The sequence below is a fragment of the Lysinibacillus sp. LZ02 genome (assembly GCF_050613145.1).
Taxonomy (GTDB): domain Bacteria; phylum Bacillota; class Bacilli; order Bacillales_A; family Planococcaceae; genus Lysinibacillus_B.
The window spans coordinates 3,466,932-3,488,190 of record NZ_CP192507.1 but is presented as its reverse complement, the minus strand read 5'-3'; the positions used below and the strand labels follow the sequence as shown (position 1 = coordinate 3,488,190).

Below are 21,259 nucleotides of genomic sequence, written 5' to 3'. Positions count from 1 at the left end.
CTATAGGTGAAAGCTTATAGGGCAATTTTTTTGGATATGTTTATGTGAATGGCACGTGAGCAAAAAGAATATGCAAACGGTCAAAATGCATGGAACGATCAAAAGGGGTGCGTAAACGAACAAAACGTCCAGCTATCCGGTCAAAACGGATAGCTATGTGAGCAAAAGGAGGGGATAAACGGTCAAAACGAGTAGTTATCCGAGCAAAATAAAAAACCCGTATCACCGGAATAAATCTTTCGTAGCTGAAAATGAGAACCTTTCAAATTCGTCCAACAATTTGTTTATGATATGATAAAAAATAGAAGGGGTGGAAGCGATGAACGACCATTCGAATATTACAATCTTAAAAGAAATTGCAGAATTGCTAAATGAAGAAACAGAAATGATTCCGATGCTAAAAGGGGCATTACATAAGTTTTTAACGGGTACGAAATTTGATACAGGCTGGATTTTCTTTATTAACGAAAAAGGAAAACCGGAGCTTGTAGTACATGAACATTTACCAGAAGCACTGGCATTTAACGGCTGCGAGTATTTACGAAAAGGCGGCTGTTGGTGTGTGTCAAAGTACCGGAAAGATGAGTTAAAGCGTGCATCAAATATTATTGAATGTCAGCGGATCGAGGCAGCGATTGAAGCAGAAGTTGGAGATCCACAGGGCATCACGCATCATGCGACTGTACCATTACAATCAGGTCAGGAAAAGTTCGGCATTTTAAATGTCGCAACGAAAAATACGGTACGTTTTTCAGAGGAGGATCTAGAGCTCTTAGAATCTGTCGCCTTTCAGCTAGGCTCAGCAATTAAACGGATTTTACTTGTGAATGAGCAACAAGAAATTGCACTTGTTCAAGAAAGAAACCGTTTAGCGCGTGATTTGCATGATTCGGTCAACCAATTATTATTTTCTGTGACGTTAACATCACGGGCAGGCGTTGAAATGACGGATGACTCACATATAAAAGAAACATTTAAAGAAATTCAAAATTTAACGCAGGAAGCATTAAATGAAATGCGGGCACTCATTTGGCAATTGCGTCCGCGCGGGTTAGAAAGCGGTCTGATCGAGGCCATTAAAAGCTATGCGGAGATGTTAGGTTTAAAGTTAAATGTCAGTGTTTCAGGTGTACTTCAATTCCCGTCTCGTGTAGAAGAAGCACTGTTTCGTATCACACAGGAAGCATTAAATAATGTACGCCGGCATGCTGGGGTGAAAGAAGTGGACATTTTTATGACGGTTACACCAACAGATGTATTGCTCGTGATTAAAGATGAGGGCAGAGGATTTGTGATTGATTCGAATGTAGCGCTCTTGTCAATCGGCTTGCAATCCATTCGAGACCGGGCAAAAGCAATTGGTGGTACGGCAGATTGGGTAAGCGAACTCGGAAAAGGTACGGAATTATTAATTCGTTTGCCATACTAAAAGGGGGAATTCGATGATTCGAGTATTAATTGCGGATGATCATCATGTTGTGCGTCGGGGATTATTATTTTTCTTAAAGACACAAAAAGATATTGAAGTTGTGGGAGAGGCGAAAAATGGTCTTGAAGCAGTGGGAATGGTGGAGACATTAAAACCAGATATCGTGTTAATGGACTTAGTCATGCCAGAACTGGATGGCATTCAAGCAACGAAAAAAATAAAAACAAAGTGGCCTCATGTTCAAATCTTAATGCTAACAAGCTTTTCCGATAAAGACCACGTATTGCCAGCGTTAGAGGCAGGGGCATCCGGCTATCAATTAAAAGATATTGAGCCAGATGAACTTGTCGAATCGATTCGGACGATTATGCGTGGCGAAAATACAATCCATCCTGAAGCGACGACACAGCTTGAGGAAGGCTTACGCGCAGAGGAAAACTTGCCACATGTGCTAAACCCATTAACACCACGCGAACAGGATGTATTAGCGGAGCTGACGAAAGGAAAAAGCAATCGTGAAATTGCTTCTTCATTATTCGTGACAGAAAAAACAGTGAAAACACATATATCTAATATTTTTACAAAACTAGAAGTACAAGATCGTACACAGGCGGCATTGTATGCGGTGAAGCATGGGTTAACAGAAGGTAGCGGGCTACAATAATTGTTGGTTAGGCAAGTAAATCCTGAAATGAAGCAAATAAAGGCGAAGAGGCATAGTGTCCGCTTCGCTTTTTCCTTTTAAAAGGAAAAAACTTGATTTCGATAAATGTTCTAGTGTACTATTTAAATAGTACACTAGAACAGAGGAGTTTACAGGATGAAAAAGTTTGTGAGTTTGGTCAAGAAAGAGTGGCACGATTATAAATTATGGTTGATTTTACTCATTTTTGCGGGTGCCTTCTTTATCGGAGTATTACCAACATTTGCAGATCGTCTACCAAATTTAGTGCTTTCACCAAGTGATGTGCGTTTAACAGCAATCTTTATGGGGGGGACGGTCTTATATTTTGTTGCAACTATTCAATTTATCCTGAGTATTCGTCGAGACATAAAAATGAAGGAAATATGGCTTCATAGTACGAGAAGGATCACGACATTAATCGGAGCAAAATTCTGTTTTTCTGTTATTTGGGTAACCGCTTTAAGCTTTATTTACGGTCTGGCAAGCTATTTCGTAGGTGATGCACTACAGGGTGAGATACAACAATTAATCTTTTTCCACATGATGTATGTGTTATTGGCTTTTCTCTTTGTAATCTTATTTACAGTGACGGCATTAGTGTTTTACGCAATTTATTTACAATTAAAACGCTATATTGGTCTAGCTAGTATTGTTGTAACAGGTATTTCCTTTTTCCTGTATATTTACATTTTTGTTAAATGGACAGAATCGGTAAATTATGGAGAAATAATGTATGTTGGGGAAGTCTCTTTAGCACCCTTAGAGAAATTTTTCCCGTCTATGTATAGAGGTGAAACTTTCGTTGTAGGTCATGTCTATGTGATGGAGGAATTATTCTCAATCGTTCTATTAGTAGGTTGCTTTATCGTGGCGAGTAAGTGGATTGAGAGGGTGATTACACGATGACGCAAGATTTTGCAAAGGATAAGCCAATTTATTTGCAGCTAGTAGAGCGAATTTGCGGAGAAGTACTGAGAGGCGAGTTAAAGCCAGGGGATAAATTACTTTCTGTGCGAGAGTATGCAATTGGATCAGGGGTTAATGTGAACACAGTACAACGGGTATATAAGGAGTTGGAAATGTTGGAAATGACCGAAACAAGGCGAGGACAGGGTACATTTATTACAACAAATGAAGAACGCATTAAGCATTTGCGAGAAGAGATGAAGGAGCAAGTGGCCACTCAATTTATTACAGCCATTCAATCGCTCGGTTTTTCAACGGATGAAATGCTTGAAGTGTTAAAGAAAAAGGGGTAAAGCGTTATGCAATTACAGGATGTATCGTTTCGCTATAAAAGTGCTGACATATTAAAAAATGTGACGCTTGCTATTCCAAGTGGACAAATGGTAGGGATTATAGGGGAGAACGGGAGCGGCAAGTCTACGCTATTAAAGTTAATGGCGGGCTTACTTGTACCAACGACAGGCACAATTACACTAGATGGTGAACAGGTAACACGTCGTTTAGCCAATAAAATTGCCTACCAGCCAGACATTGATTTGTTTTATGAAAACTATACAGGCGAGCAGGTATTCCCATTTTATGCCGAGCAATTTGATGATTTTTCGATTGATAAGGCACATGTAATTGCATCGCATTTACATGTGCCGACAACAGAAAAACTAAAAAAGCTATCCAAAGGAAATCGTGGTCGTGTGAAAATGGCGGCAACTTTAGGGAGGGAGACATCTCTTTATATATTGGATGAACCTTTTGCGGGGCTTGACCCGTTAGCAAGAGAGGCACTCATTAAAGGGCTCATTTGCTTTGTTGATTTAGAAACACAATCGATTATTTTATCTACACATGAAGTCAATGAGGTGGAGCCAGTACTTGATCAATTGATTTTATTGCAAAATGGGCAAGTGCGAGCGATGGAAGAGTTGGAGCTTATTCGTGATGAGCGCGGAGAAGATGCAGTGCAGTGGATGAAATCACTTTATGAAAAGCAGGTGGATTAAATGACAAAACCAGTTGTAGAGTTAAAAAAATTATCAAAAACCATTAAAGGGAAGCAAATTATTAAATCCCTCGACTTAGCGTTTTATCCGGGACAAATTACCGGTTTTCTTGGCCCAAATGGTGCAGGGAAGACGACGACCATTCGTATGATGACGGGGCTGATGTATCCAACAGAAGGAGAAGTAATTATCGATGGCGTATCGCTTGCGTCCAATTATGAAGAAGCCATCAGTAAGGTAGGTGTAATCGTTGAAAATCCTGAAATGTATAAGTTTATGACAGGCTATAAAAACTTAGTGCATTTTGCTCGTATGCATAACGGGGTAACAAAGGAACGGATTGACGAAGTAGTTCGTCAGGTCGGACTTGAAAAACGTATTCATGAAAAGGTCAGTACATATTCCCTTGGGATGCGTCAACGGCTAGGGCTTGCACAGGCATTATTACATCGTCCGAAGTTTTTAATTTTGGATGAGCCGACAAATGGTCTTGACCCAGCTGGTATCAGAGAGTTTCGTATGCACCTTCGTCAAATTGCGCAAACGGAAGGCGTATCTGTAATGGTGTCGAGTCACTTATTATCTGAGATTGAGCTGATGTGTGATCGTATCGCTGTCATTCAAAATGGGACATTGATTGATATTCGAGAAATGAACGGTGTAGAAACGAGCATGTATTATATCGAGGCAACCCCGAAAGAGCAGCTTGCACAAATGCTTGCATCTTACACAGTGGAAGAGCAAGGAGATGGGTTTGCTGTAGAGATGAATAAGGAGCAAGTGCCTGCCTTAGTAAAAGAACTAACTGCAGCAGGATTAGATATTTATGCATTACAACCAACACAAAAAACATTAGAAGATCAATTCCTTGAAATGACAGGTGGAGGTGCGATTGATGAAATACGTTAGAAATGAATGGATGAAATTATGGGCAAAGAAAAGCTCATGGGTGATGCTTACAATTATGCTATTGCTTGTTGTTGGCCCGGCAGCCATTATGAAATACTATGATGAGCCGGTTAATGATAACTGGAAACAAACGATACAACAAGAAAATGCAGAATATCAAAATATGCTACAAGATGAGACGCTAACAGAAGCAGATAAAGTCTATTTCCAAGAGTTATTATTAATGAATGAATATCGTATGGAACAGGATATTCCGCCTCAAATGGCTACGACAATTGATAGTTTTATGAATTTTGAATTAAGTATATCAAGAATGTTTATTACAATCTTTGCCGTTGTAGTAGCAGCAGGGATTGTCTCAAGTGAGTTTTCAACAGGGACAATTAAAATGTTATTAACACGTCCAGTAGCGAGATGGAAAATTTTATTGTCCAAACTTGTGACAACCATTTTCTATGGGTTATTCATTTATGGTGTGACACTTGCGTTTTCGGCACTTGTCGGTGTCATCTTATGGGGGACAACAGCTTCAACACCACTTGAAGTCGTGGACGGTGTCGTGAAAGAAGTGAATGTCTGGGGGAACTACTTTGAAATGCTCGCGTTATCGTTTAGTGATTTCTTCATGTCGATTTTCCTTGCGTTTATGATTGGATCTGTCTTTAGTTCAAGCTCGCTTGCTGTTGGATTAACATTATTTATTTCGTTTATGGGTGCGACAGTAGTGATGCTGTTAAGTAAGTATGAAATCGCGAAATACATTTGGATTACACATACAGATTTAACGCAGTATGCAACAGGTTCTTCGCCAATCATTGAAGGCTTAACATTATCATTCTCTTTAACGATGAATGTAATTTATGCGGTACTGTTTTTAGTCATTACCTTTACGTTCTTTATGAAGCGTGACGTCACAGCTTAATCATGTATAATGTACCTATGAAGTTAATAGAGGTGCTACTATGAATATTGTTATGGCAGGATTGCTCATATCGGTGTCCGGAATGACTGTTATTGCAGCAGCTATTTTCGGGGTGATTCCACCTGAAAACAAACCACTACAATATGCTTTTATCGTAATTGGTTGGGTGTTTGTCATTATTGGAATCATCGTGCGCTGGAAAGGCATGAAAATGGAGCGCGAACAAGAAAAGCGTCGAGAACAGAACCGAAAATAAAAAATGCGAAATGGGCGTAAAAACTCATTTCGCATTTTTCATTAAAAATGATAATCTTCCTCGATAGCAGTTGGAATGTAATGAGGTTCAATATGCACAAGCACAATACAGTGTGGGTTAAAGCGTTGTACTGTCGCTTCAATTGTATCGCTAATCGTATGGCTTTCAATGACATTTAAGCTTGGATTTACTGTGACCGTCACATCGACAAAGCTCATATTGCCGTGTGAGCGTCCTTTTAAATCCAATAAATCAATAACGCCATCGACATTGGCGATTAATGTTTTAAGTGTTTCTGTTTCTTCCGCGTCAAAGCCATCTGTCAGTGTCACAACCGATTCCCAGAAAATCTCGATCGCTGTTTTGATAATAATGAGTCCGACAATTAACGCTGTAATCGTATCGATAATCGGGAAACCAAAAATTGCACCGGAAATACCTATTGCCGTACCAATACTTACAAGTGCATCGGAACGATTATCATAAGCGGCTGCGCGAACAGCAGAGCTTTTAATTTTGTTTGCAAGCGCTAAATTATACCGATAGACAACATACATAATGAGTGCACTAAATAAGGCTACAATAGCCGTCAGCATAGAAGGTGATTCCTCAACCGGTTCAAATAAACCACCAATCGATGTGGACAGCACTTGCAAACCGACCACCATCATAATAAATGAAGCGATTAGAGAAGCAATCGTTTCTGCACGTAGGTGTCCGTATTGATGGTTTACATCAGGTGGTTTTTGTGAAATACGTAAGCCAATCAGCACTGCGATTGAGGCAATAATATCAGTCGTATTATTTAGTCCGTCCGCTTTTAAAGCAGCACTCATGCCAATATAGCCGACAATTAATTTCATCGCACTTAAAAAGATGTATGTACCAATCGATAACCAAGCACCTTTTTCCCCAGCACGTAAGTTTGTATATAGCTCCAAAATGTTTCCCCCTTGAAAAAGTTCTAAAGACACGAAAACGACTCTCTAATGCGAGAGCCGTTTGAACGTATGCAAAATTATTCTAAGATGTCTTTTTCGGTAGCTGTTTCAGGAATCTTTGTCACTTCAAGGTAAAGGATATGGTGCCCGTCAAGCTCTTTAATTTTAAATTCATAACCATGAGCTTGGATACTGTCTCCCTCTACCGCATCGAAATGCTGTGTCATGAACCAGCCGCCAATTGTATCAATATCTTCGTCTTCAATTGTTGTACCTAGAAGGTCATTTACTTCTTGTAGTAGCATTTTCGCATCTACAATGTAGTGTTTTCCTTCTGCGAGTTCTTGTACCTCAGGAATTTCGTCTTCATCAAACTCATCTTGAATATCACCTACGATTTCTTCGATAATATCCTCGATTGTGACTAACCCTGAAGTACCACCATATTCATCCATTAAAATGGCCATATGAATACGTTCTTGTTGGATTTTTAATAGCAAATCACTAATTGGAATCGTTTCAATGACGCGAATAATAGGTTGCATATAGTCTGTAATTAATTTATCCCCATTTGTTGGGTCTTTTATATAAGCAGTGAGTAAATGTTTCATATTCACAAGACCAATTACATGGTCTTTATCACCATCGATAATTGGGTAACGTGTATATTGCTCAACACCCATCACTTCGAATACTTGGCGTAATGTTAAATCTTTTTCGATACTAATAATTTCAGTTCGAGGTACCATAATTTCTTTCGCAATACGTTCAGAGAATTCGAAAATACTGTTTACGTATTCGTATTCTGAGTGGTTAATTTCGCCACCTTTTAAGCTGTCCGATAAAATCATACGAAGCTCTTCCTCGGAATGTACTTCTTCTGATTCACCCACCATTTTTAACCCAAACAAGCCTGTTAAAGCACGTGCTGATCCATTTAATGTGCGGATAAACGGATACATGATGTTATGGAATAAAATAAGCGGTCCTGCTAAGCTTAAAGTAACAGCCTCTGCCTTTTGAATTGCGAGAGTTTTCGGTGATAATTCCCCTACGACAACGTGTAAAAACGTTACGAGTGCAAATGCAATAATGAATGAAAGAAGTGACGTAACACGACCTTCTAATCCAAGTATTTCAAATAATGGATGAAGAATTAGCTCAAATGTTGGCTCACCTAACCAACCGAGACCTAAAGCAGTAATGGTAATACCTAACTGGCAGGCAGATAAGTATTCATCTAAGTTTGAAATAACTTTTTTGGCTTTTATAGCTTTTTTGTTTCCTTCAGCTACAAGCTGGTCAATACGAGTCGTTCTTACTTTAACTATTGCAAACTCAGTTGCAACGAAAAATGCCGTAGCGGCAATTAATAGAGCGAATGCTCCAAACCTTATGGTTAGCTCAACTATGTCTACGTCCAAATATGTCCTTTACTTACGGCGCGAATGGGCGAGATAAGTAAAGAGTACACCTCCTATGAGAAAAAATGTTAATGCTATAATCATAAAATATTTCAAAGAAAAAAACAAATCTTGTCTTTATATCGAGTGCAAATAACGATCATGTTTTTAAAAAATTTGTATAATCATGTATTTTCTAAAAAAATTGACAATAGAATTTTCTGTATGCTAAAGTTAAGGCACACTAAATAATTTAAAGGAAATGGAGGGAACGGATCATGATGAACATTAATTTACAATCGCCAGCAGTTCAATATCATCAACCGAACCTGATAACATTTCTTTTATTATTTGCTTAAAAGCGCGCATAATAGAGGAGTACAGGTAAGGACTACCTGTACTTTTTTAGGCACTTATCCTAAAAGGGTAGGTGCCTTTTTCAGTGGAATAAAGAAAATCCACATAACAAAAGACATCAACTCGCGTTATTTTGACGCGAGTTGTGTTTTTCTAATCGCCAAAAAGCTTAGTGTAATAAAAATAAGGAGGAATTGTCATGATTATTCAACTGCAAAGGAAAATTTTAATAAAGGAAACACTCGATAGTGGATAGTGAACTTTAAAAGGGAAAGAAGGAAATTAAATTTATGTTTGATGTTTTATTTAAATTAAAATGGTTTTTTAAAGAGTATAGGCAGCAGTATACCGTGGCTGTTGTGTTACTCATTTTGGCAAGTATTATTGAGGTGCTTCCACCCTGGCTAGTTGGGGAAGCAATTGATGATATGACAGGTGGCAACTTGACTGGCGGGTTGCTATGGCAATATGTAGGTGCAATTTTGCTTGCGTTAGTTGTGAGCTACGCCATGAACTTTGTATGGCAGTACCGTTTATTTGGTGGGGCGATTACGCTAGAACGTATTTTACGAAAGCGCCTGATGCACCAATTTTTAAAAATGACACCGACGTTTTATGAAAAAAATCGTACAGGGGATTTAATGGCACGTGCCACAAATGACTTAAATGCTGTGTCATTAACAGCTGGCTTCGGCATTATGACGTTAGTGGATTCGACAGCATATATGGCGGCAATTATTTGCGCGATGGGGTTCTTTATTTCATGGAAACTGACGTTTTTTGCGATGCTACCTATTCCGTTTATGGCGATTTTAATTCAATACTTAGGGAAAATTGTGCATGAGCGTTATATGGTGGCGCAAGAAGCATTTGGTGAATTAAATGATAGCGTACTTGAATCGGTTGCAGGGGTGCGTGTTATCCGTGCCTATGTACAAGAAACGAAAGATGAACAGCGCTTTTCCCATATGAGTGAAGATGTATACGAAAAAAATATGCGCGTCGCTTTTATTAACGGGCTATTTATGCCGATTACAAAAGCCGGTACAGCCATTTGTTATGTAGTTGCTTTAGGTTACGGGGCTGTACTTGTCTCAAATGGGGAGTTAACCGTTGGGCAGCTCGTTTCATTCAACATATACCTTGGGCTTGCAGTATGGCCAATGTTTGCGATTGGTGAGCTAATCAACGTGATGCAACAAGGGAGTGCATCCCTTGATCGTGTACAGGAAACGTTAGATTACGAAGCCGATGTACAAAATCCTGTAGCACCACAAAAAGCGGATACGCCACATACGATTGGCTTTACAGATTTGACATTCCAATATCCGCTGTCACAGGTGAAAAATTTACAGCAAATTTCACTGCACTTAAAAAAGGGGCAAACGTTAGGGATTGTTGGGAAAACTGGCGCAGGGAAGACGACATTTATTCGTCAGCTGTTAATGGAATACCCACTCGGTGAGGGGGAAATCGTCATCGGTGATATCGATTTATCAAAGCTAACCAAAGAGCAAGTACTAGATTGGATTGGTTATGTACCACAAGATCATGTGTTATTTTCTCGTACAATTCGTGAAAATATACTGTTTGGAAAAGAAGATGCAACAGAGGAAGACATTTTAGAGGCCATTCGTCTAGCTTATTTTGAAAAAGATTTGGCCCATTTATCGATGGGATTAGAAACGCTTGTCGGTGAAAAAGGCGTATCGCTATCAGGTGGTCAAAAGCAGCGTGTATCGATTGCTCGTGCACTCATTAAAAATCCAGAAATATTAATTTTAGACGATTCACTTTCAGCTGTTGATGCGAAAACAGAATCGAAAATTATTGAAAATATTCAAACAGAACGTGCTGGCAAGACGACAATCATCTCAACACATCGTCTTTCAGGGATTCAGCATGCGGATGAAATACTAGTGTTTGACGATGGAGTAGTTATGGAGCGTGGTACGCATGAAGGGTTGCTTACTTTAGATGGCTGGTATAAAGAGCAATATGACCGCCAGCAGCTAGAGGAGGTGAGCGAATGAGTACGTCAAAACAACTGTACGTGTACGCTTTAAAATTTAAGAAGCCGATATGGATGGGATTATTTTTATTAACATTCGCTGTATTAACAGATATTGCGGGCCCATTTATTGCAGCTCATATTATCGACCATTACATGGAGCCGGGGAATTTACAAGTAGAGCCGATTGCTTGGCTATTAGCATTATTTCTAATACTCTCAATCTTAACAGCGATTCTACGTTACTTTATGTTTTTAAGCTTGCAACAAGGAGCTAACCGCATCGTACAGCAAATGCGAAAAGATGTATTCGGTCACATTCAAAAGTTACCGATTCATTATTTTGATAATTTACCGGCTGGAAAAGTGGTGGCACGTGTGACAAATGATACGGAAGCCATTCGAAATCTGTATGTAACGGTGCTGTCACAGTTTGCCACGAGCATTATTTCGATTGCCGGTGTATATGTTGCGTTATTCATTTTAAACTGGAAGATGGCAACGGTAGCATTGCTACTCATTCCGATCGTATATGTGTGGATGCTTTTATATCGTAAATACGCATCACAATATAATCATGTCATTCGGACGAAAATCGCGGATATTAATGCGATGATTAATGAATCGATTAATGGGATGACGATTATTCAAGCTTTCCGTCGTGAAAATCAAATGAAAAAAGAATTCGCTGAGATGAATGATGAGCATTATGAGTACAATCGTAAGCTACTTGTATTGGATTCGGCTACGTCACATAATTTAGTCAATGTGTTACGTCTATTCATGTTTGCCGTGTTCATTTATTACTTTGGAACACAGTCAATGACAGTACCAGAAGCGGTCACAGCAGGGACACTTTATGCATTTGTGGATTATATTACACGCTTATTTAACCCAATCGTAAACATTGTCAACCAATTCTCGCAGCTTGAGCGCTCGTTAGTAGCAGGCTCTCGTGTGTTTGAATTATTAGAACAAAAGGGAGAGTCGGTGAGCAGTGAGCGTATTCGTCGCTATGAAGGAAATGTACGATTTGAAAATGTATCATTTGCTTATAAGGAGAATGATTACGTATTAAAAAATTTAAATTTTGAGGCGAAAAAAGGGGAAACGGTCGCGCTTGTTGGGCATACAGGCTCAGGGAAAAGCTCGATTATGAATTTATTATTCCGCTTTTATGACCCACAAAAAGGCCATATTTTAATCGATGGGCAGGATATTACAAAAATGCCGCGCCAAGCAATTCGTGACCATATGGGCATCGTCTTGCAAGATCCGTATTTATTTACGGGAACGATTGCTTCAAATGTTAGCTTGAATGATGAACGAATTTCACGTGAAACGGTTGAAAAGGCACTTGCTGCCGTTGGGGGAGAGCGTGTCTTAAGAAATTTAGAAAAAGGTTTAGATGAACCTGTTATTGAGAAGGGAAGTACCCTTTCTTCTGGGCAACGTCAACTCATTTCGTTTGCACGGGCACTTGCATTTGACCCGGCCATTTTAATTTTAGATGAGGCAACCTCCAATATTGACTCAGAAACAGAAGAAATCATTCAACATGCAATGGATGTGCTAAAGCAGGGACGTACGACTTTTATTATTGCGCACCGTTTATCAACCATTAAAAATGCAGATAAAATTTTAGTATTAGACCGTGGCGAAATTGTCGAACACGGCACACATGATGAATTGATTGCGCTTGGCGGACGTTATGAAACGATGTATCAACTACAAGCAAAATCCTTACAAGCATAGTAGTATCAAAACAGGTGGAGAAAAAGCTCATTTTTCTTCACCTGTTTTAACGTAGAAGTGATTGCTTATTTAATACGTAGCACGTATATTTAGTTTGACGAAATAATTAGTTGTGAAAGAGATGTGCACATATTGTCTAAATGGCTTCGAGATTTTATAAGTAATTTCAAATCGTTTCATGACAATGTACGATTGTTTATGGTAGCGAATGTCCTCATTCAAATTGGAATGGGTGTTTTTAGTGTTATGTACAATTTATATATTAAAGAACTAGGGTTACCGGAATCTGTAAATGGTAGTGTGATTTCCATTACATCGTTAGCGACAGCCATTATGCTTGTTCCCGCAGGTATTTTAAGTGATAAGTTTGGGCGGAAATGGATTTTAATTATCGGAACCTCTCTAACAGCGATGATGCTTTTAGGAAGGAGCATTGTCATAGCCGAGCAACCAATGCTTATTTTAGGTTTTGCAACGGGGATCGTGTGGGCATTAACACAAGTATCGGGTGTCCCTTTTTTAGCTGAAAATTCAACAGCAAGTGAACGTATACAGCTTTTTAGTATTCACTTTGCCCTTGTCACAGTAGCAAATGTGATTGGTAGTTTACTTGGTGGTGTCATGGCAGATCTAGCGTTATGGTTCGGGGCAGAACAGGTTAGAAGTATTCAAATTTCGCTAATTGCTGGTGTCGTTATTTTTATAGCAGGGTTATTTCCCCTATTTTCATTAAAACCTACAATACAGCTTGAACAATTAGAAGATCCCTCGAAAGAGTTAGAAGAAGTGCAAACAGAAGTAACTTTTAAAGCGAACTTTAAAATGATTGTGCTATTTGGATTGGCAAATTTATTAATTGGTACGGGATCAGGGCTCGTCATTCCATATTTAAATTTATATTTTGCAAATCGCTATGATGCCACAAATGCATATATCGGATTTATTTTAGCTTTAGGTTCTGCGATGACAGCAGTCGCGATGTTAATTGGACCGCATCTTGTAAGGCGCGTTGGGAAAGTACGAGCACTTGTTATTTTTCAAATCGCTTCTATTCCATTCTTATTTTTAACAGCGTTTACAGGCTCGCTATTTTTGGCATCCATTGGCTTTTTATTAAGACAAGCGCTGATGAATGCTGGAAACCCTATTCAAAGTGCGATTGCAATGGATGTTGTACATGATAAATACAAGGGGCTTGCTAACTCTGTGAACCAAATGGTATTTAATTTAGGCTGGGCGGCCATGGGGTTACCAGCAGCTTGGCTTGTTACAACATTTGGCTCTTACTGGGGATATGCCTATGCATTTTCCATTACAGGGTGCTTATATTTAGTCGCTTCCACATACTTTTACATCGTCTTTGGAAGACGGTATACAAAAAGACTTGGCTCATGATAGAGCGAAGTCTTTTTTCTTAGTAAAAGATTAATAGAAGTGTACCGACAATAAAGCAATAGTACGTAAAGTAGATAAGTTTACCGTGTTTCATAATGCCCATGAACCATTTCAGTGCAAAGTATGTCATAAATAGTGTGGCGATAAATGTTACTGTATACGGTAAAGCAAGCGCTGCTTTATTTGGCTCATGGATAAAGTCTGAGAAACCAAGTACTACACCACCAAGGCTAACCGGGATGTACAGCATAAATGAAAAGCGTAGGGCTGTATCTTGCTTCATGCCAACAGCAATAGCTGAAATAATCGTTGCCCCCGAGCGACTAATCCCAGGAGTTAAAGCAACTGCTTGCCCAAGACCGACTAGAAAAGCATCTTTTGCTGTGAGGTCGCCATCTCCCTTTTTTCCATGCATATTGCGAATTGCCCATAAGGCAGTCCCTGTTACAAATAGCATAATCGCAATGGTTGTCATACTTACATTCTCAGCGATGACATCACTTAAAAGCACACCGAGAACACCAGCAGGAATGGAACCGATGATGATTAAAATCACAAATCTGAAATCTGTCGCATACTTCCGATTTTTAGTGCGTATATAACGCAATGAATTGATAGCTAAACGCATCACATCTTCTCTGTAAATAAACAGTACAGCAAGTAGAGAAGCGGTATTTGTTAGAATAGCGAACGTGAACCCTTGTTCCCCAAGACCTAAAATTTCAGAGGCAATCATAACATGTCCGCTCGAAGATACGGGAATGGGCTCCGTAAAACCTTGTACAAGTCCAATAATCAAATGCTTAATGAGTAAAATAAAATCTTCCATACGAACCTCCTTTGATAAAATGAAAAGGCGAGCAATTTTGCCCGCCTTTTTATACACTCGCTCTAGCTTGAGGCGAGTCGTGTTTGTTCATTAATCTGTTACTAGCTCTTCAGGTGCTTCACCTTTTTTCACTTCAAGATAGTGAATTTGGTGACCTTCTTTTTCTTTGATAGAGAACTGGTAGCCTTCATAGTAAATAGATTTTGATGTGTCTAAATCCATGTCGTTTGTAAAGTACCAACCACCAATCGTATCAATTTCTGGTTGCTCTAAGTCAATATATAATAGTTTTGCTACATCATCAAGTAGCACTTTAGAGTGGATTAAATAATGACCTTCGCCGACACGACGAACTTCAGGAATTTCATCATCATCAAACTCGTCACGAATTTCTCCAACAAGCTCTTCTAAAATATCTTCAACGGTCACCATCCCGCTCGTACCGCCGTATTCATCTAGCAAAATCGCAATATGTGTACGTTCTTTTTGCATTTTTTGCAGTAAGTCGTGAATAGGAGTTGTTTCAATTGTACGTATTACTGGGTTGATAAATTCTGCTAATTTAAATGTGTCCGGTTGAATACGATTTTTCATCCCTAAAGTTAAGAAATCTTTAATATTCAGAAACCCTAAAATCGTATCACGGTCTCCTTCGAAAACAGGGTAACGTGTATAACGTTCTTCAGATATTTGGGTTAATACTTCTTCAAATGTCGCATTTACTTCGAAACCAACGATATCTGTACGTGGTACCATAATTTCTCGTGCGATTTTATCGTCAAATTCAAACACATTATTAACGTATTTTAATTCATTGACGTTAATTTCACCTGATTTATAACTCTCAGATAATAGTAAGCGTAATTCTTCCTCTGTATGGGAAAGCTCGTGTTCACTTGCAGGCTTCATGCCAACTAATTTTAGTAATAAACGAGCTGATCCATTTAATAACCAAATAAATGGATACATTACTTTATAGAAAAATTTGATTGGTTTTGCAAATGCAAGTGTTACCGCTTCTGCTTTTTGAATGGCAATTGTTTTTGGTGCTAATTCACCGACAACTACGTGTAAAAATGTTGCAATTGCAAATGCAGCTGCAATAGTAAACCAATGAATATAATCTGTTGGAATACCGATTGTTTCGAACAATGGGTGTAAAATAAACTCAAATGTTGATTCACCGACCATACCAATACCAAGCGCTGTTACTGTAATACCAAGCTGACAGGCAGATAAATATTCATCTAAATGAGTAGTTACTTGTTTAGCTGCAATAGAGCCTGCCTTACCTTCTGCTACAAGCTGATCGATACGCGATTGACGTACCTTTACGATAGCGAACTCAGTCGCTACGAAGAATGCTGTTAAAGCGATTAAAATCGCAAAGATTATTAAGTTAATTGCCGTGGACAATTAGTCGTTCTACTCACTAAAGTAGAACGTTCACCTCCTAGTTGTTTAAAATTAATAATAGTGATTGCATGAGTGCCACACTTTCAGGTGACACTTTTTTGCGTAATTTTTGTTTTTCTGTTTCGTCCATCTGCTCCATTAATTTCGCCACATCATGTTCAAGTTTTCGCATCTGTAGGCGAATTTCTTGAATATCGACCTCTTCTTCAATGGGCGAATCAATCGTTAACAATGTACGAATTTCATCAAGGCATTTCCCTGATTTCTTGTGTTCCTCAATCCAATGAATCCGTTCAACCATTGCACGGTCGTAATAGCGATAATTCGATGCGGAACGCTCGACTTGTAATAAGCCAAGATTCGTATAATAATCGATTGTTCGCTTTGTTACGCCAGTTTGTGCAGCCAACTCACCAATTTTTAATTTCTCGTTCCCAAACTATCACCTCCAAACCGTAACGTTATAGTTTGAAGTATAACGTGTTGCAATGAATTTGTCGAATCATTTGCTTTACATAAAAAATACGAGCTAAGAAAATACTTAGCTCGCATTTAAGTATGTAGATATATTAATCGTATACATGAAATAGCATTAACTCGTGAATCATTTTTTCCACGGTTGCTAAATCATTTGGTGATGGTGCTTCTCCAATAAATGTAATGCCACCATCCTTTTTATATTCTGCACTGTAACGCTGTTGTTTATAGAAAAATGTAAGTGCCCATCCTGGAAGCTGTGTATTTTCGTACAAAGGTTTAAAATTAAAATGCTGAATCATGAATCTTCCCCCTTTCTGTAATCGTACTTGATAGGGCATGTGAAATGCAATCATCAAAGAGTCTATCATTTCCATAATAGTGGTATAATGAGTAAATTAGAAAAAGGAAAAGAAATGAGAGGGTACAATGGATAATTTATTCGTCCTAATGTTATTTTTAGCAGGTGTCGGTGCACTTGTTGGGGCAGCAACGAACTATATGGCCATTAAAATGTTATTCCGTCCGTACAAGCCGATTTATTTTATGAAGTGGCGTCTACCGTTGACACCTGGGCTAATCCCAAAACGCCGTGATGTGCTTGCGGTACAACTAGGTAAAACGGTATCGGACTATTTATTGACGCCTGATACAATTAAAAAGAAATTCTTATCTGACGATGTGCGAAATAGCGTCTTACAGTTTGCACAATCAAAAGTAGCGCAGGAAATCTTTTTAAATGACAAAACGTTAAAGGACTGGCTTGATTTAGCGGGGTTCAGTCATTTACCAAAAACAGTTGAAGGGAAAATCGATGTCATAATTTTCAACCAGTTTGAAAATATGAAGCATACACTATCAACGAAAAAAATTCGAGAGTTATTGCCGGAAGATTTAGAAGCAGTAGTTGATCAAAAAGTTCCTGAAGCAGTCGAACAGATTTTGAAAAAAGGGGAAGATTATTTTTTATCGCCAGAGGGGTCGCTGACGATTAAAAATATGCTAGATGACTTTTTATCGTCAAAAGGGTCAATTGGTGGTATGATTCAAATGTTCGTTGGCGATTCAGCATCACTTGTAGAAAAGGTGCAACGGGAGCTTGTGAAATTTTTGCAAGCACCGGGGACAAGCGCACTGCTAAATCGAATTTTCACAGCAGAGTGGGAAAAAATAAAAGATCGACCGGCAATGGATTTTATGCATGATGTCAACTTCGATACGATTGTGGCAAATATTCAAAGCTATGCGAAAAACGAGTTGGCAATCGATGAGCGATTAAATAAAACGATACAAGATTATTGGCCACAAGGAAATGACTGGGCAAAAGATGAATTATTGCCGGCTTTAATGAATAAAGTATTCAAGGAAGCAGAAAGCAGAATAGAAGACGTATTAAAACGTTTAAATTTAGCTGAAGTCGTGCGTGAGCAAGTAGACTCGTTCCCGATTGCTAAGCTAGAAGAACTGGTATTAGGTATTATTAGCCGCGAGCTTCGAATGATTACATGGCTCGGTGGTATTATTGGCGGTATAGTTGGAGTTGTGCAAGCCGTTATCGTGTTTGTAACGAACTAAATTAAAAGAGAGTAGGCATATTACATGACAATTTATAATGAGATTGCAAAGTTAGAAGCGGTGTTCCGTGATACAAAGGAATTTAAAGCGTTACAAGAGACAGTGGAAGAAGTAAAAAAAGATGATGAAGCTCGTACATTATTTACAAACTTCCGTGATATTCAAAAAAAGTTACAGCAAAAACAAATGGCTGGTGAAGAGCTTTTAGAAGATGAATATGTCTACTTACAAAAGGCGGCACAGCTTGCACAGCAAAATATGAAAATTTTAGCAATGCTTGAAGCGGAAATGGCTATGAGTACAATGATTGAAGAAGTCAACCGTATGTTAGTTGAACCAATTCAATCCCTTTATGAAGGACTTTAAGTATTGTCAAGGATCACAATGTATGTGGTCCTTTTTTAATGGAAAAACTTTGGTTGCACATGTTTTGGATAAAGTTTCGAGAATTGTTCAAGGCAATGTTTGAATTCCTTTGTTTGGCTGATCATTTTGGCGATGATTTGTTCGTCTGAATATAAAAGGTCGTAGTTAAAATGCTTTTTAAAGAAATTTCGTACAGTATCATATTTTTCATTTAAAGAAATTGCCCCATATAAATCGTTTTTATCAATTAAATAAATTAAGTCACAAACCGCATTACCTTGCTTGGAAGAAATGGCGATTGCTACATATAGTGTACGTTCATCACAACGGTTCATATTAAATTCAAAAAATCTCAAGTCAATATTCTTTAAAATCTCTGTAAAAGGCACTTTTTGTATCGTTAATGTCATTATAAAAACCTCCCGTTTTCAGAATATTTAAATAAATTATACACTAAGTAGTGAAAAAATATAATAACAAATATCTATTATATCGGCTGTATTGATAATAAAAATATTAGCAGATGATGTGCATGGCTTTTTAGTGTAATGGTTGATAAAAGGCGCTTGCTCATTGATAGGAGCTGAGTCAGCTATAGTGAAAATCAACGTATTTCTCTGTTTAACAATGCAAGGTAAATAAATACGTGTGATATCATATTTGTTTAATTTTGAAATATTAAGCTATGTAAATCATCTTAAAACCGTATCCGAGCAAAATATCGCTACATCCGGTCAAAAGCTCGCAAGGTATAGGCTGACTTTTAAAGTCAATCGTTATGCTTGCACATTTAAGTGAACTTATATAATTAGGGTTGTTAGATTTCTATAACTAATAATATATACCTATACTATTGATACATCATGAAATAGATTTGAAGTAATTGTAAATTTTTCGCAAGTATTCATAGCTATGATTTGAGCATTTTTTTGATACAATAGAAAAGATGTTTTTAAAGGCAATGAATTATTGAATATAGATGAATTTAGTGAAGGTAGAGAATAAAGATGAAAACGATACACATTAACGAACAATTTAAAGAAGACTGGAACCGTGTATTAAATCATATTGCTAACTTATTTTATGAGGACTCGGTCATTCAATTTACACAAGACGGATCCGACATGTCCATTTCATTTGAGCATGCAATAGATGATAGCTACACGATTACAACTGCTGCCACGCTTGTAGTAGATGGGCAGGAATATAAAAGTACGTATGCCATTGGGTATGCAACAGAGGGAACGGAAAAAGAGCAAAGTATTCGGATGAAGCGTGCGCTATCTCATGTCATGCTAGATGTATTAGAGCAATACACAGGGATGACACAACAGTGGGGAATTTTAACAGGGGTGCGCCCGACAAAACTTTATCATAAATTCCGCAAAGAAGGCTTAACGGAGGCGCAAATTTTTGCAAAGCTCAAAGTCGATTTTCGTCTATCTGATGCAAAAATTAGTTTATTAAAAGAAATTGTTGCGTGCCAATTACAAGTCATTCCAGACTTAGATGAGCTAGGGCGCGAAATTTCCATTTATATTGGTGTGCCATTTTGTCCAACGATGTGTGCGTATTGTACATTCCCGGCGTATGCAATCCAAAGTAATCGAAAAGCAGGGCGTGTGGAGAAGTTTATAGATGGACTTCATATTGAACTGCGTGAAATGGGCAAATGGCTAACAGAAAAAAATATGCGCATTACATCGATTTACTGGGGCGGAGGAACGCCTACGTCGATTGAAGCACATGAAATGGATGCGCTATATCAAACGATGTTTGAATCGTTCCCAAACACAGATTCTATTCGTGAGATTACAGTGGAGGCAGGCCGTCCGGATACGATTACACCTGAAAAAATTGAAGTGCTAAAAAAATGGGGCATAGATCGTATTTCTGTAAACCCGCAATCGTACACGCAAGAAACATTGAAAGCAATTGGTCGTCACCATACGGTACAAGAAACGATTGATAAGTTTTGGCTATCGCGCAATATGGGCATGAATAATATTAACATGGACTTAATTATCGGCTTACCAAATGAAGGAATTGAAGAATTCCAGCATTCGTTAGAGGAATCAGCCAAGATGCAGCCAGAAAGCTTGACGGTACACACGCTAAGCTTTAAACGTGCCTCAGAGATGACGCGCAATAAAGATAAATATAAAGTAGCCGACCGTGATACCGTTTCGCAAATGATGCAAATGGCAAGCGATTGGACGAAAGCGAATGGTTACGTACCGTACTACTTATATCGTCAAAAAAATATTTTAGGTAATTTAGAAAATGTCGGATACTGTAAACCAGGTGAGGAGTCGATTTACAATATCGTAATTATGGAAGAAGTGCAGACGATTTTAGGGATTGGCTGTGGTGCTTCATCGAAATTTGTGCACCCAGAAACGGGCAAAATTACGCAATTCCACAATCCAAAAGACCCTGCTGCCTATATCATGACATTTGAAGAAGCCATTCAAAAGAAAATCAATATTTTAAATGAGTTATATCGTTAAATTTTAAAAGGGAGGTAGTGTATGCTATTTCTCTTTTGTTTTTGTACAATAAAAAGAAA

21 protein-coding genes are annotated in these 21,259 nt (G+C 38.4%); 14 read left to right on the top strand and 7 right to left on the bottom strand.

Going from position 1 to position 21,259, the window contains the following annotated elements; all coding sequences use genetic code 11:
* Nucleotides 1-319 precede the first annotated feature (319 nt).
* From ACQQ2I_RS16870 to ACQQ2I_RS16835, 8 genes are all read left to right on the top strand, one after another.
* Complete coding sequence (locus ACQQ2I_RS16870) at nucleotides 320-1,429, top strand: GAF domain-containing sensor histidine kinase (protein ID WP_431027934.1); 1,110 nt, start codon at nucleotides 320-322, stop codon at nucleotides 1,427-1,429.
* A 13-nt stretch (nucleotides 1,430-1,442) separates the two neighbouring features.
* Entirely contained in the window at nucleotides 1,443-2,093 is a 651-nt protein-coding gene (locus ACQQ2I_RS16865) for a response regulator (RefSeq protein WP_431027932.1), read from the top strand.
* Nucleotides 2,094-2,249: 156 nt separating this feature from the next.
* Nucleotides 2,250-3,020, top strand: a complete 771-nt coding sequence (locus tag ACQQ2I_RS16860) for a hypothetical protein (protein ID WP_431027931.1) — start codon at nucleotides 2,250-2,252, stop codon at nucleotides 3,018-3,020.
* On the top strand, nucleotides 3,017-3,373 hold the full coding sequence (locus ACQQ2I_RS16855) for a GntR family transcriptional regulator (protein WP_431027930.1): 357 nt from the start codon (nucleotides 3,017-3,019) through the stop codon (nucleotides 3,371-3,373). Before ACQQ2I_RS16860 ends, ACQQ2I_RS16855 begins: the two co-directional genes overlap by 4 nt.
* A gap of 6 nt (nucleotides 3,374-3,379) precedes the next feature.
* Nucleotides 3,380-4,078, top strand: coding sequence for an ATP-binding cassette domain-containing protein (locus tag ACQQ2I_RS16850; RefSeq protein WP_431027929.1), 699 nt, complete (start codon nucleotides 3,380-3,382; stop codon nucleotides 4,076-4,078).
* On the top strand, nucleotides 4,079-4,987 hold the full coding sequence (locus ACQQ2I_RS16845; RefSeq protein ID WP_431027928.1) for an ATP-binding cassette domain-containing protein: 909 nt from the start codon (nucleotides 4,079-4,081) through the stop codon (nucleotides 4,985-4,987).
* On the top strand, nucleotides 4,974-5,909 hold the full coding sequence (locus ACQQ2I_RS16840) for an ABC transporter permease (protein WP_431027927.1): 936 nt from the start codon (nucleotides 4,974-4,976) through the stop codon (nucleotides 5,907-5,909). The genes ACQQ2I_RS16845 and ACQQ2I_RS16840 overlap by 14 nt, the downstream gene beginning before the upstream one ends.
* Before the next feature lie 40 nt (nucleotides 5,910-5,949).
* The gene (locus ACQQ2I_RS16835; protein WP_431027926.1) at nucleotides 5,950-6,165 is read left to right on the top strand and encodes a hypothetical protein; all 216 of its coding nucleotides are present in this window, start codon (nucleotides 5,950-5,952) and stop codon (nucleotides 6,163-6,165) included.
* Nucleotides 6,166-6,206: 41 nt separating this feature from the next.
* Here the strand turns inward: ACQQ2I_RS16835 and ACQQ2I_RS16830 are convergent, their stop codons facing one another.
* Nucleotides 6,207-7,106, bottom strand: a complete 900-nt coding sequence (locus ACQQ2I_RS16830; protein WP_431027925.1) for a cation diffusion facilitator family transporter — start codon at nucleotides 7,104-7,106, stop codon at nucleotides 6,207-6,209.
* A 77-nt stretch (nucleotides 7,107-7,183) separates the two neighbouring features.
* Nucleotides 7,184-8,530: a hemolysin family protein gene (locus ACQQ2I_RS16825; protein ID WP_431027924.1), complete on the bottom strand. Its 1,347-nt coding sequence runs from the start codon at nucleotides 8,528-8,530 to the stop codon at nucleotides 7,184-7,186.
* 626 nt (nucleotides 8,531-9,156) lie between these two features.
* Here ACQQ2I_RS16825 and ACQQ2I_RS16820 point away from each other — a divergent pair.
* The 3 genes from ACQQ2I_RS16820 to ACQQ2I_RS16810 all read left to right on the top strand — a co-directional run bounded on the left by ACQQ2I_RS16820 (nucleotide 9,157) and on the right by ACQQ2I_RS16810 (nucleotide 14,027).
* The gene (locus ACQQ2I_RS16820; RefSeq protein WP_431027923.1) at nucleotides 9,157-10,899 is read left to right on the top strand and encodes an ABC transporter ATP-binding protein; all 1,743 of its coding nucleotides are present in this window, start codon (nucleotides 9,157-9,159) and stop codon (nucleotides 10,897-10,899) included.
* Nucleotides 10,896-12,632 carry an ABC transporter ATP-binding protein gene (locus tag ACQQ2I_RS16815; protein ID WP_431027921.1) on the top strand — a complete coding sequence of 579 codons (1,737 nt, stop codon included), beginning with the start codon at nucleotides 10,896-10,898 and terminating at the stop codon, nucleotides 12,630-12,632. Before ACQQ2I_RS16820 ends, ACQQ2I_RS16815 begins: the two co-directional genes overlap by 4 nt.
* Nucleotides 12,633-12,764: 132 nt before the next feature.
* Nucleotides 12,765-14,027, top strand: a complete 1,263-nt coding sequence (locus ACQQ2I_RS16810; RefSeq protein WP_431027920.1) for an MFS transporter — start codon at nucleotides 12,765-12,767, stop codon at nucleotides 14,025-14,027.
* A gap of 19 nt (nucleotides 14,028-14,046) precedes the next feature.
* Here the strand turns inward: ACQQ2I_RS16810 and ACQQ2I_RS16805 are convergent, their stop codons facing one another.
* From ACQQ2I_RS16805 to ACQQ2I_RS16790, 4 genes are all read right to left on the bottom strand, one after another.
* Nucleotides 14,047-14,856 carry an undecaprenyl-diphosphate phosphatase gene (locus ACQQ2I_RS16805; RefSeq protein WP_431027918.1) on the bottom strand — a complete coding sequence of 270 codons (810 nt, stop codon included), beginning with the start codon at nucleotides 14,854-14,856 and terminating at the stop codon, nucleotides 14,047-14,049.
* A gap of 90 nt (nucleotides 14,857-14,946) precedes the next feature.
* Complete coding sequence (locus ACQQ2I_RS16800) at nucleotides 14,947-16,272, bottom strand: hemolysin family protein (protein WP_431027917.1); 1,326 nt, start codon at nucleotides 16,270-16,272, stop codon at nucleotides 14,947-14,949.
* 37 nt (nucleotides 16,273-16,309) lie between these two features.
* Complete coding sequence (locus tag ACQQ2I_RS16795; RefSeq protein ID WP_431027916.1) at nucleotides 16,310-16,681, bottom strand: MerR family transcriptional regulator; 372 nt, start codon at nucleotides 16,679-16,681, stop codon at nucleotides 16,310-16,312.
* 160 nt (nucleotides 16,682-16,841) lie between these two features.
* The gene (locus ACQQ2I_RS16790; RefSeq protein WP_431027915.1) at nucleotides 16,842-17,051 is read right to left on the bottom strand and encodes a YheE family protein; all 210 of its coding nucleotides are present in this window, start codon (nucleotides 17,049-17,051) and stop codon (nucleotides 16,842-16,844) included.
* A 127-nt stretch (nucleotides 17,052-17,178) separates the two neighbouring features.
* On the opposite strand from ACQQ2I_RS16790, the gene ACQQ2I_RS16785 reads away from it, so the two are divergent.
* On the top strand, nucleotides 17,179-18,324 hold the full coding sequence (locus ACQQ2I_RS16785) for a DUF445 domain-containing protein (RefSeq protein WP_431027914.1): 1,146 nt from the start codon (nucleotides 17,179-17,181) through the stop codon (nucleotides 18,322-18,324).
* A 24-nt stretch (nucleotides 18,325-18,348) separates the two neighbouring features.
* Nucleotides 18,349-18,690 (top strand): YlbF family regulator, encoded by a 342-nt coding sequence (locus ACQQ2I_RS16780; protein ID WP_431027913.1) that lies wholly within the window; start codon nucleotides 18,349-18,351, stop codon nucleotides 18,688-18,690.
* Between the two features lie 35 nt (nucleotides 18,691-18,725).
* Here the strand turns inward: ACQQ2I_RS16780 and ACQQ2I_RS16775 are convergent, their stop codons facing one another.
* A complete protein-coding gene (locus ACQQ2I_RS16775) occupies nucleotides 18,726-19,100 on the bottom strand; it encodes a hypothetical protein (RefSeq protein ID WP_431027912.1) in 375 nt (124 codons plus the stop codon).
* 597 nt (nucleotides 19,101-19,697) lie between these two features.
* Here ACQQ2I_RS16775 and ACQQ2I_RS16770 point away from each other — a divergent pair.
* Nucleotides 19,698-21,200, top strand: a complete 1,503-nt coding sequence (locus tag ACQQ2I_RS16770; RefSeq protein ID WP_431027911.1) for a coproporphyrinogen III oxidase — start codon at nucleotides 19,698-19,700, stop codon at nucleotides 21,198-21,200.
* Nucleotides 21,201-21,259 lie beyond the last annotated feature (59 nt).

What these genes read in the sequence shown, in the direction of transcription:
- ACQQ2I_RS16870 (WP_431027934.1), top strand. Translation starts at nt 320, where the DNA reads ATGAACGACCATTCGAATATTACAATCTTAAAAGAAATTGCAGAATTG.
- ACQQ2I_RS16865 (WP_431027932.1), top strand. Translation starts at nt 1,443, where the DNA reads ATGATTCGAGTATTAATTGCGGATGATCATCATGTTGTGCGTCGGGGA.
- ACQQ2I_RS16860 (WP_431027931.1), top strand. Translation starts at nt 2,250, where the DNA reads ATGAAAAAGTTTGTGAGTTTGGTCAAGAAAGAGTGGCACGATTATAAA.
- ACQQ2I_RS16855 (WP_431027930.1), top strand. Translation starts at nt 3,017, where the DNA reads ATGACGCAAGATTTTGCAAAGGATAAGCCAATTTATTTGCAGCTAGTA.
- ACQQ2I_RS16850 (WP_431027929.1), top strand. Translation starts at nt 3,380, where the DNA reads ATGCAATTACAGGATGTATCGTTTCGCTATAAAAGTGCTGACATATTA.
- ACQQ2I_RS16845 (WP_431027928.1), top strand. Translation starts at nt 4,079, where the DNA reads ATGACAAAACCAGTTGTAGAGTTAAAAAAATTATCAAAAACCATTAAA.
- ACQQ2I_RS16840 (WP_431027927.1), top strand. Translation starts at nt 4,974, where the DNA reads ATGAAATACGTTAGAAATGAATGGATGAAATTATGGGCAAAGAAAAGC.
- ACQQ2I_RS16835 (WP_431027926.1), top strand. Translation starts at nt 5,950, where the DNA reads ATGAATATTGTTATGGCAGGATTGCTCATATCGGTGTCCGGAATGACT.
- ACQQ2I_RS16820 (WP_431027923.1), top strand. Translation starts at nt 9,157, where the DNA reads ATGTTTGATGTTTTATTTAAATTAAAATGGTTTTTTAAAGAGTATAGG.
- ACQQ2I_RS16815 (WP_431027921.1), top strand. Translation starts at nt 10,896, where the DNA reads ATGAGTACGTCAAAACAACTGTACGTGTACGCTTTAAAATTTAAGAAG.
- ACQQ2I_RS16805 (WP_431027918.1), bottom strand. Translation starts at nt 14,856, where the DNA reads ATGGAAGATTTTATTTTACTCATTAAGCATTTGATTATTGGACTTGTA.
- ACQQ2I_RS16790 (WP_431027915.1), bottom strand. Translation starts at nt 17,051, where the DNA reads ATGATTCAGCATTTTAATTTTAAACCTTTGTACGAAAATACACAGCTT.
- ACQQ2I_RS16785 (WP_431027914.1), top strand. Translation starts at nt 17,179, where the DNA reads ATGGATAATTTATTCGTCCTAATGTTATTTTTAGCAGGTGTCGGTGCA.
- ACQQ2I_RS16780 (WP_431027913.1), top strand. Translation starts at nt 18,349, where the DNA reads ATGACAATTTATAATGAGATTGCAAAGTTAGAAGCGGTGTTCCGTGAT.
- ACQQ2I_RS16775 (WP_431027912.1), bottom strand. Translation starts at nt 19,100, where the DNA reads ATGACATTAACGATACAAAAAGTGCCTTTTACAGAGATTTTAAAGAAT.
- ACQQ2I_RS16770 (WP_431027911.1), top strand. Translation starts at nt 19,698, where the DNA reads ATGAAAACGATACACATTAACGAACAATTTAAAGAAGACTGGAACCGT.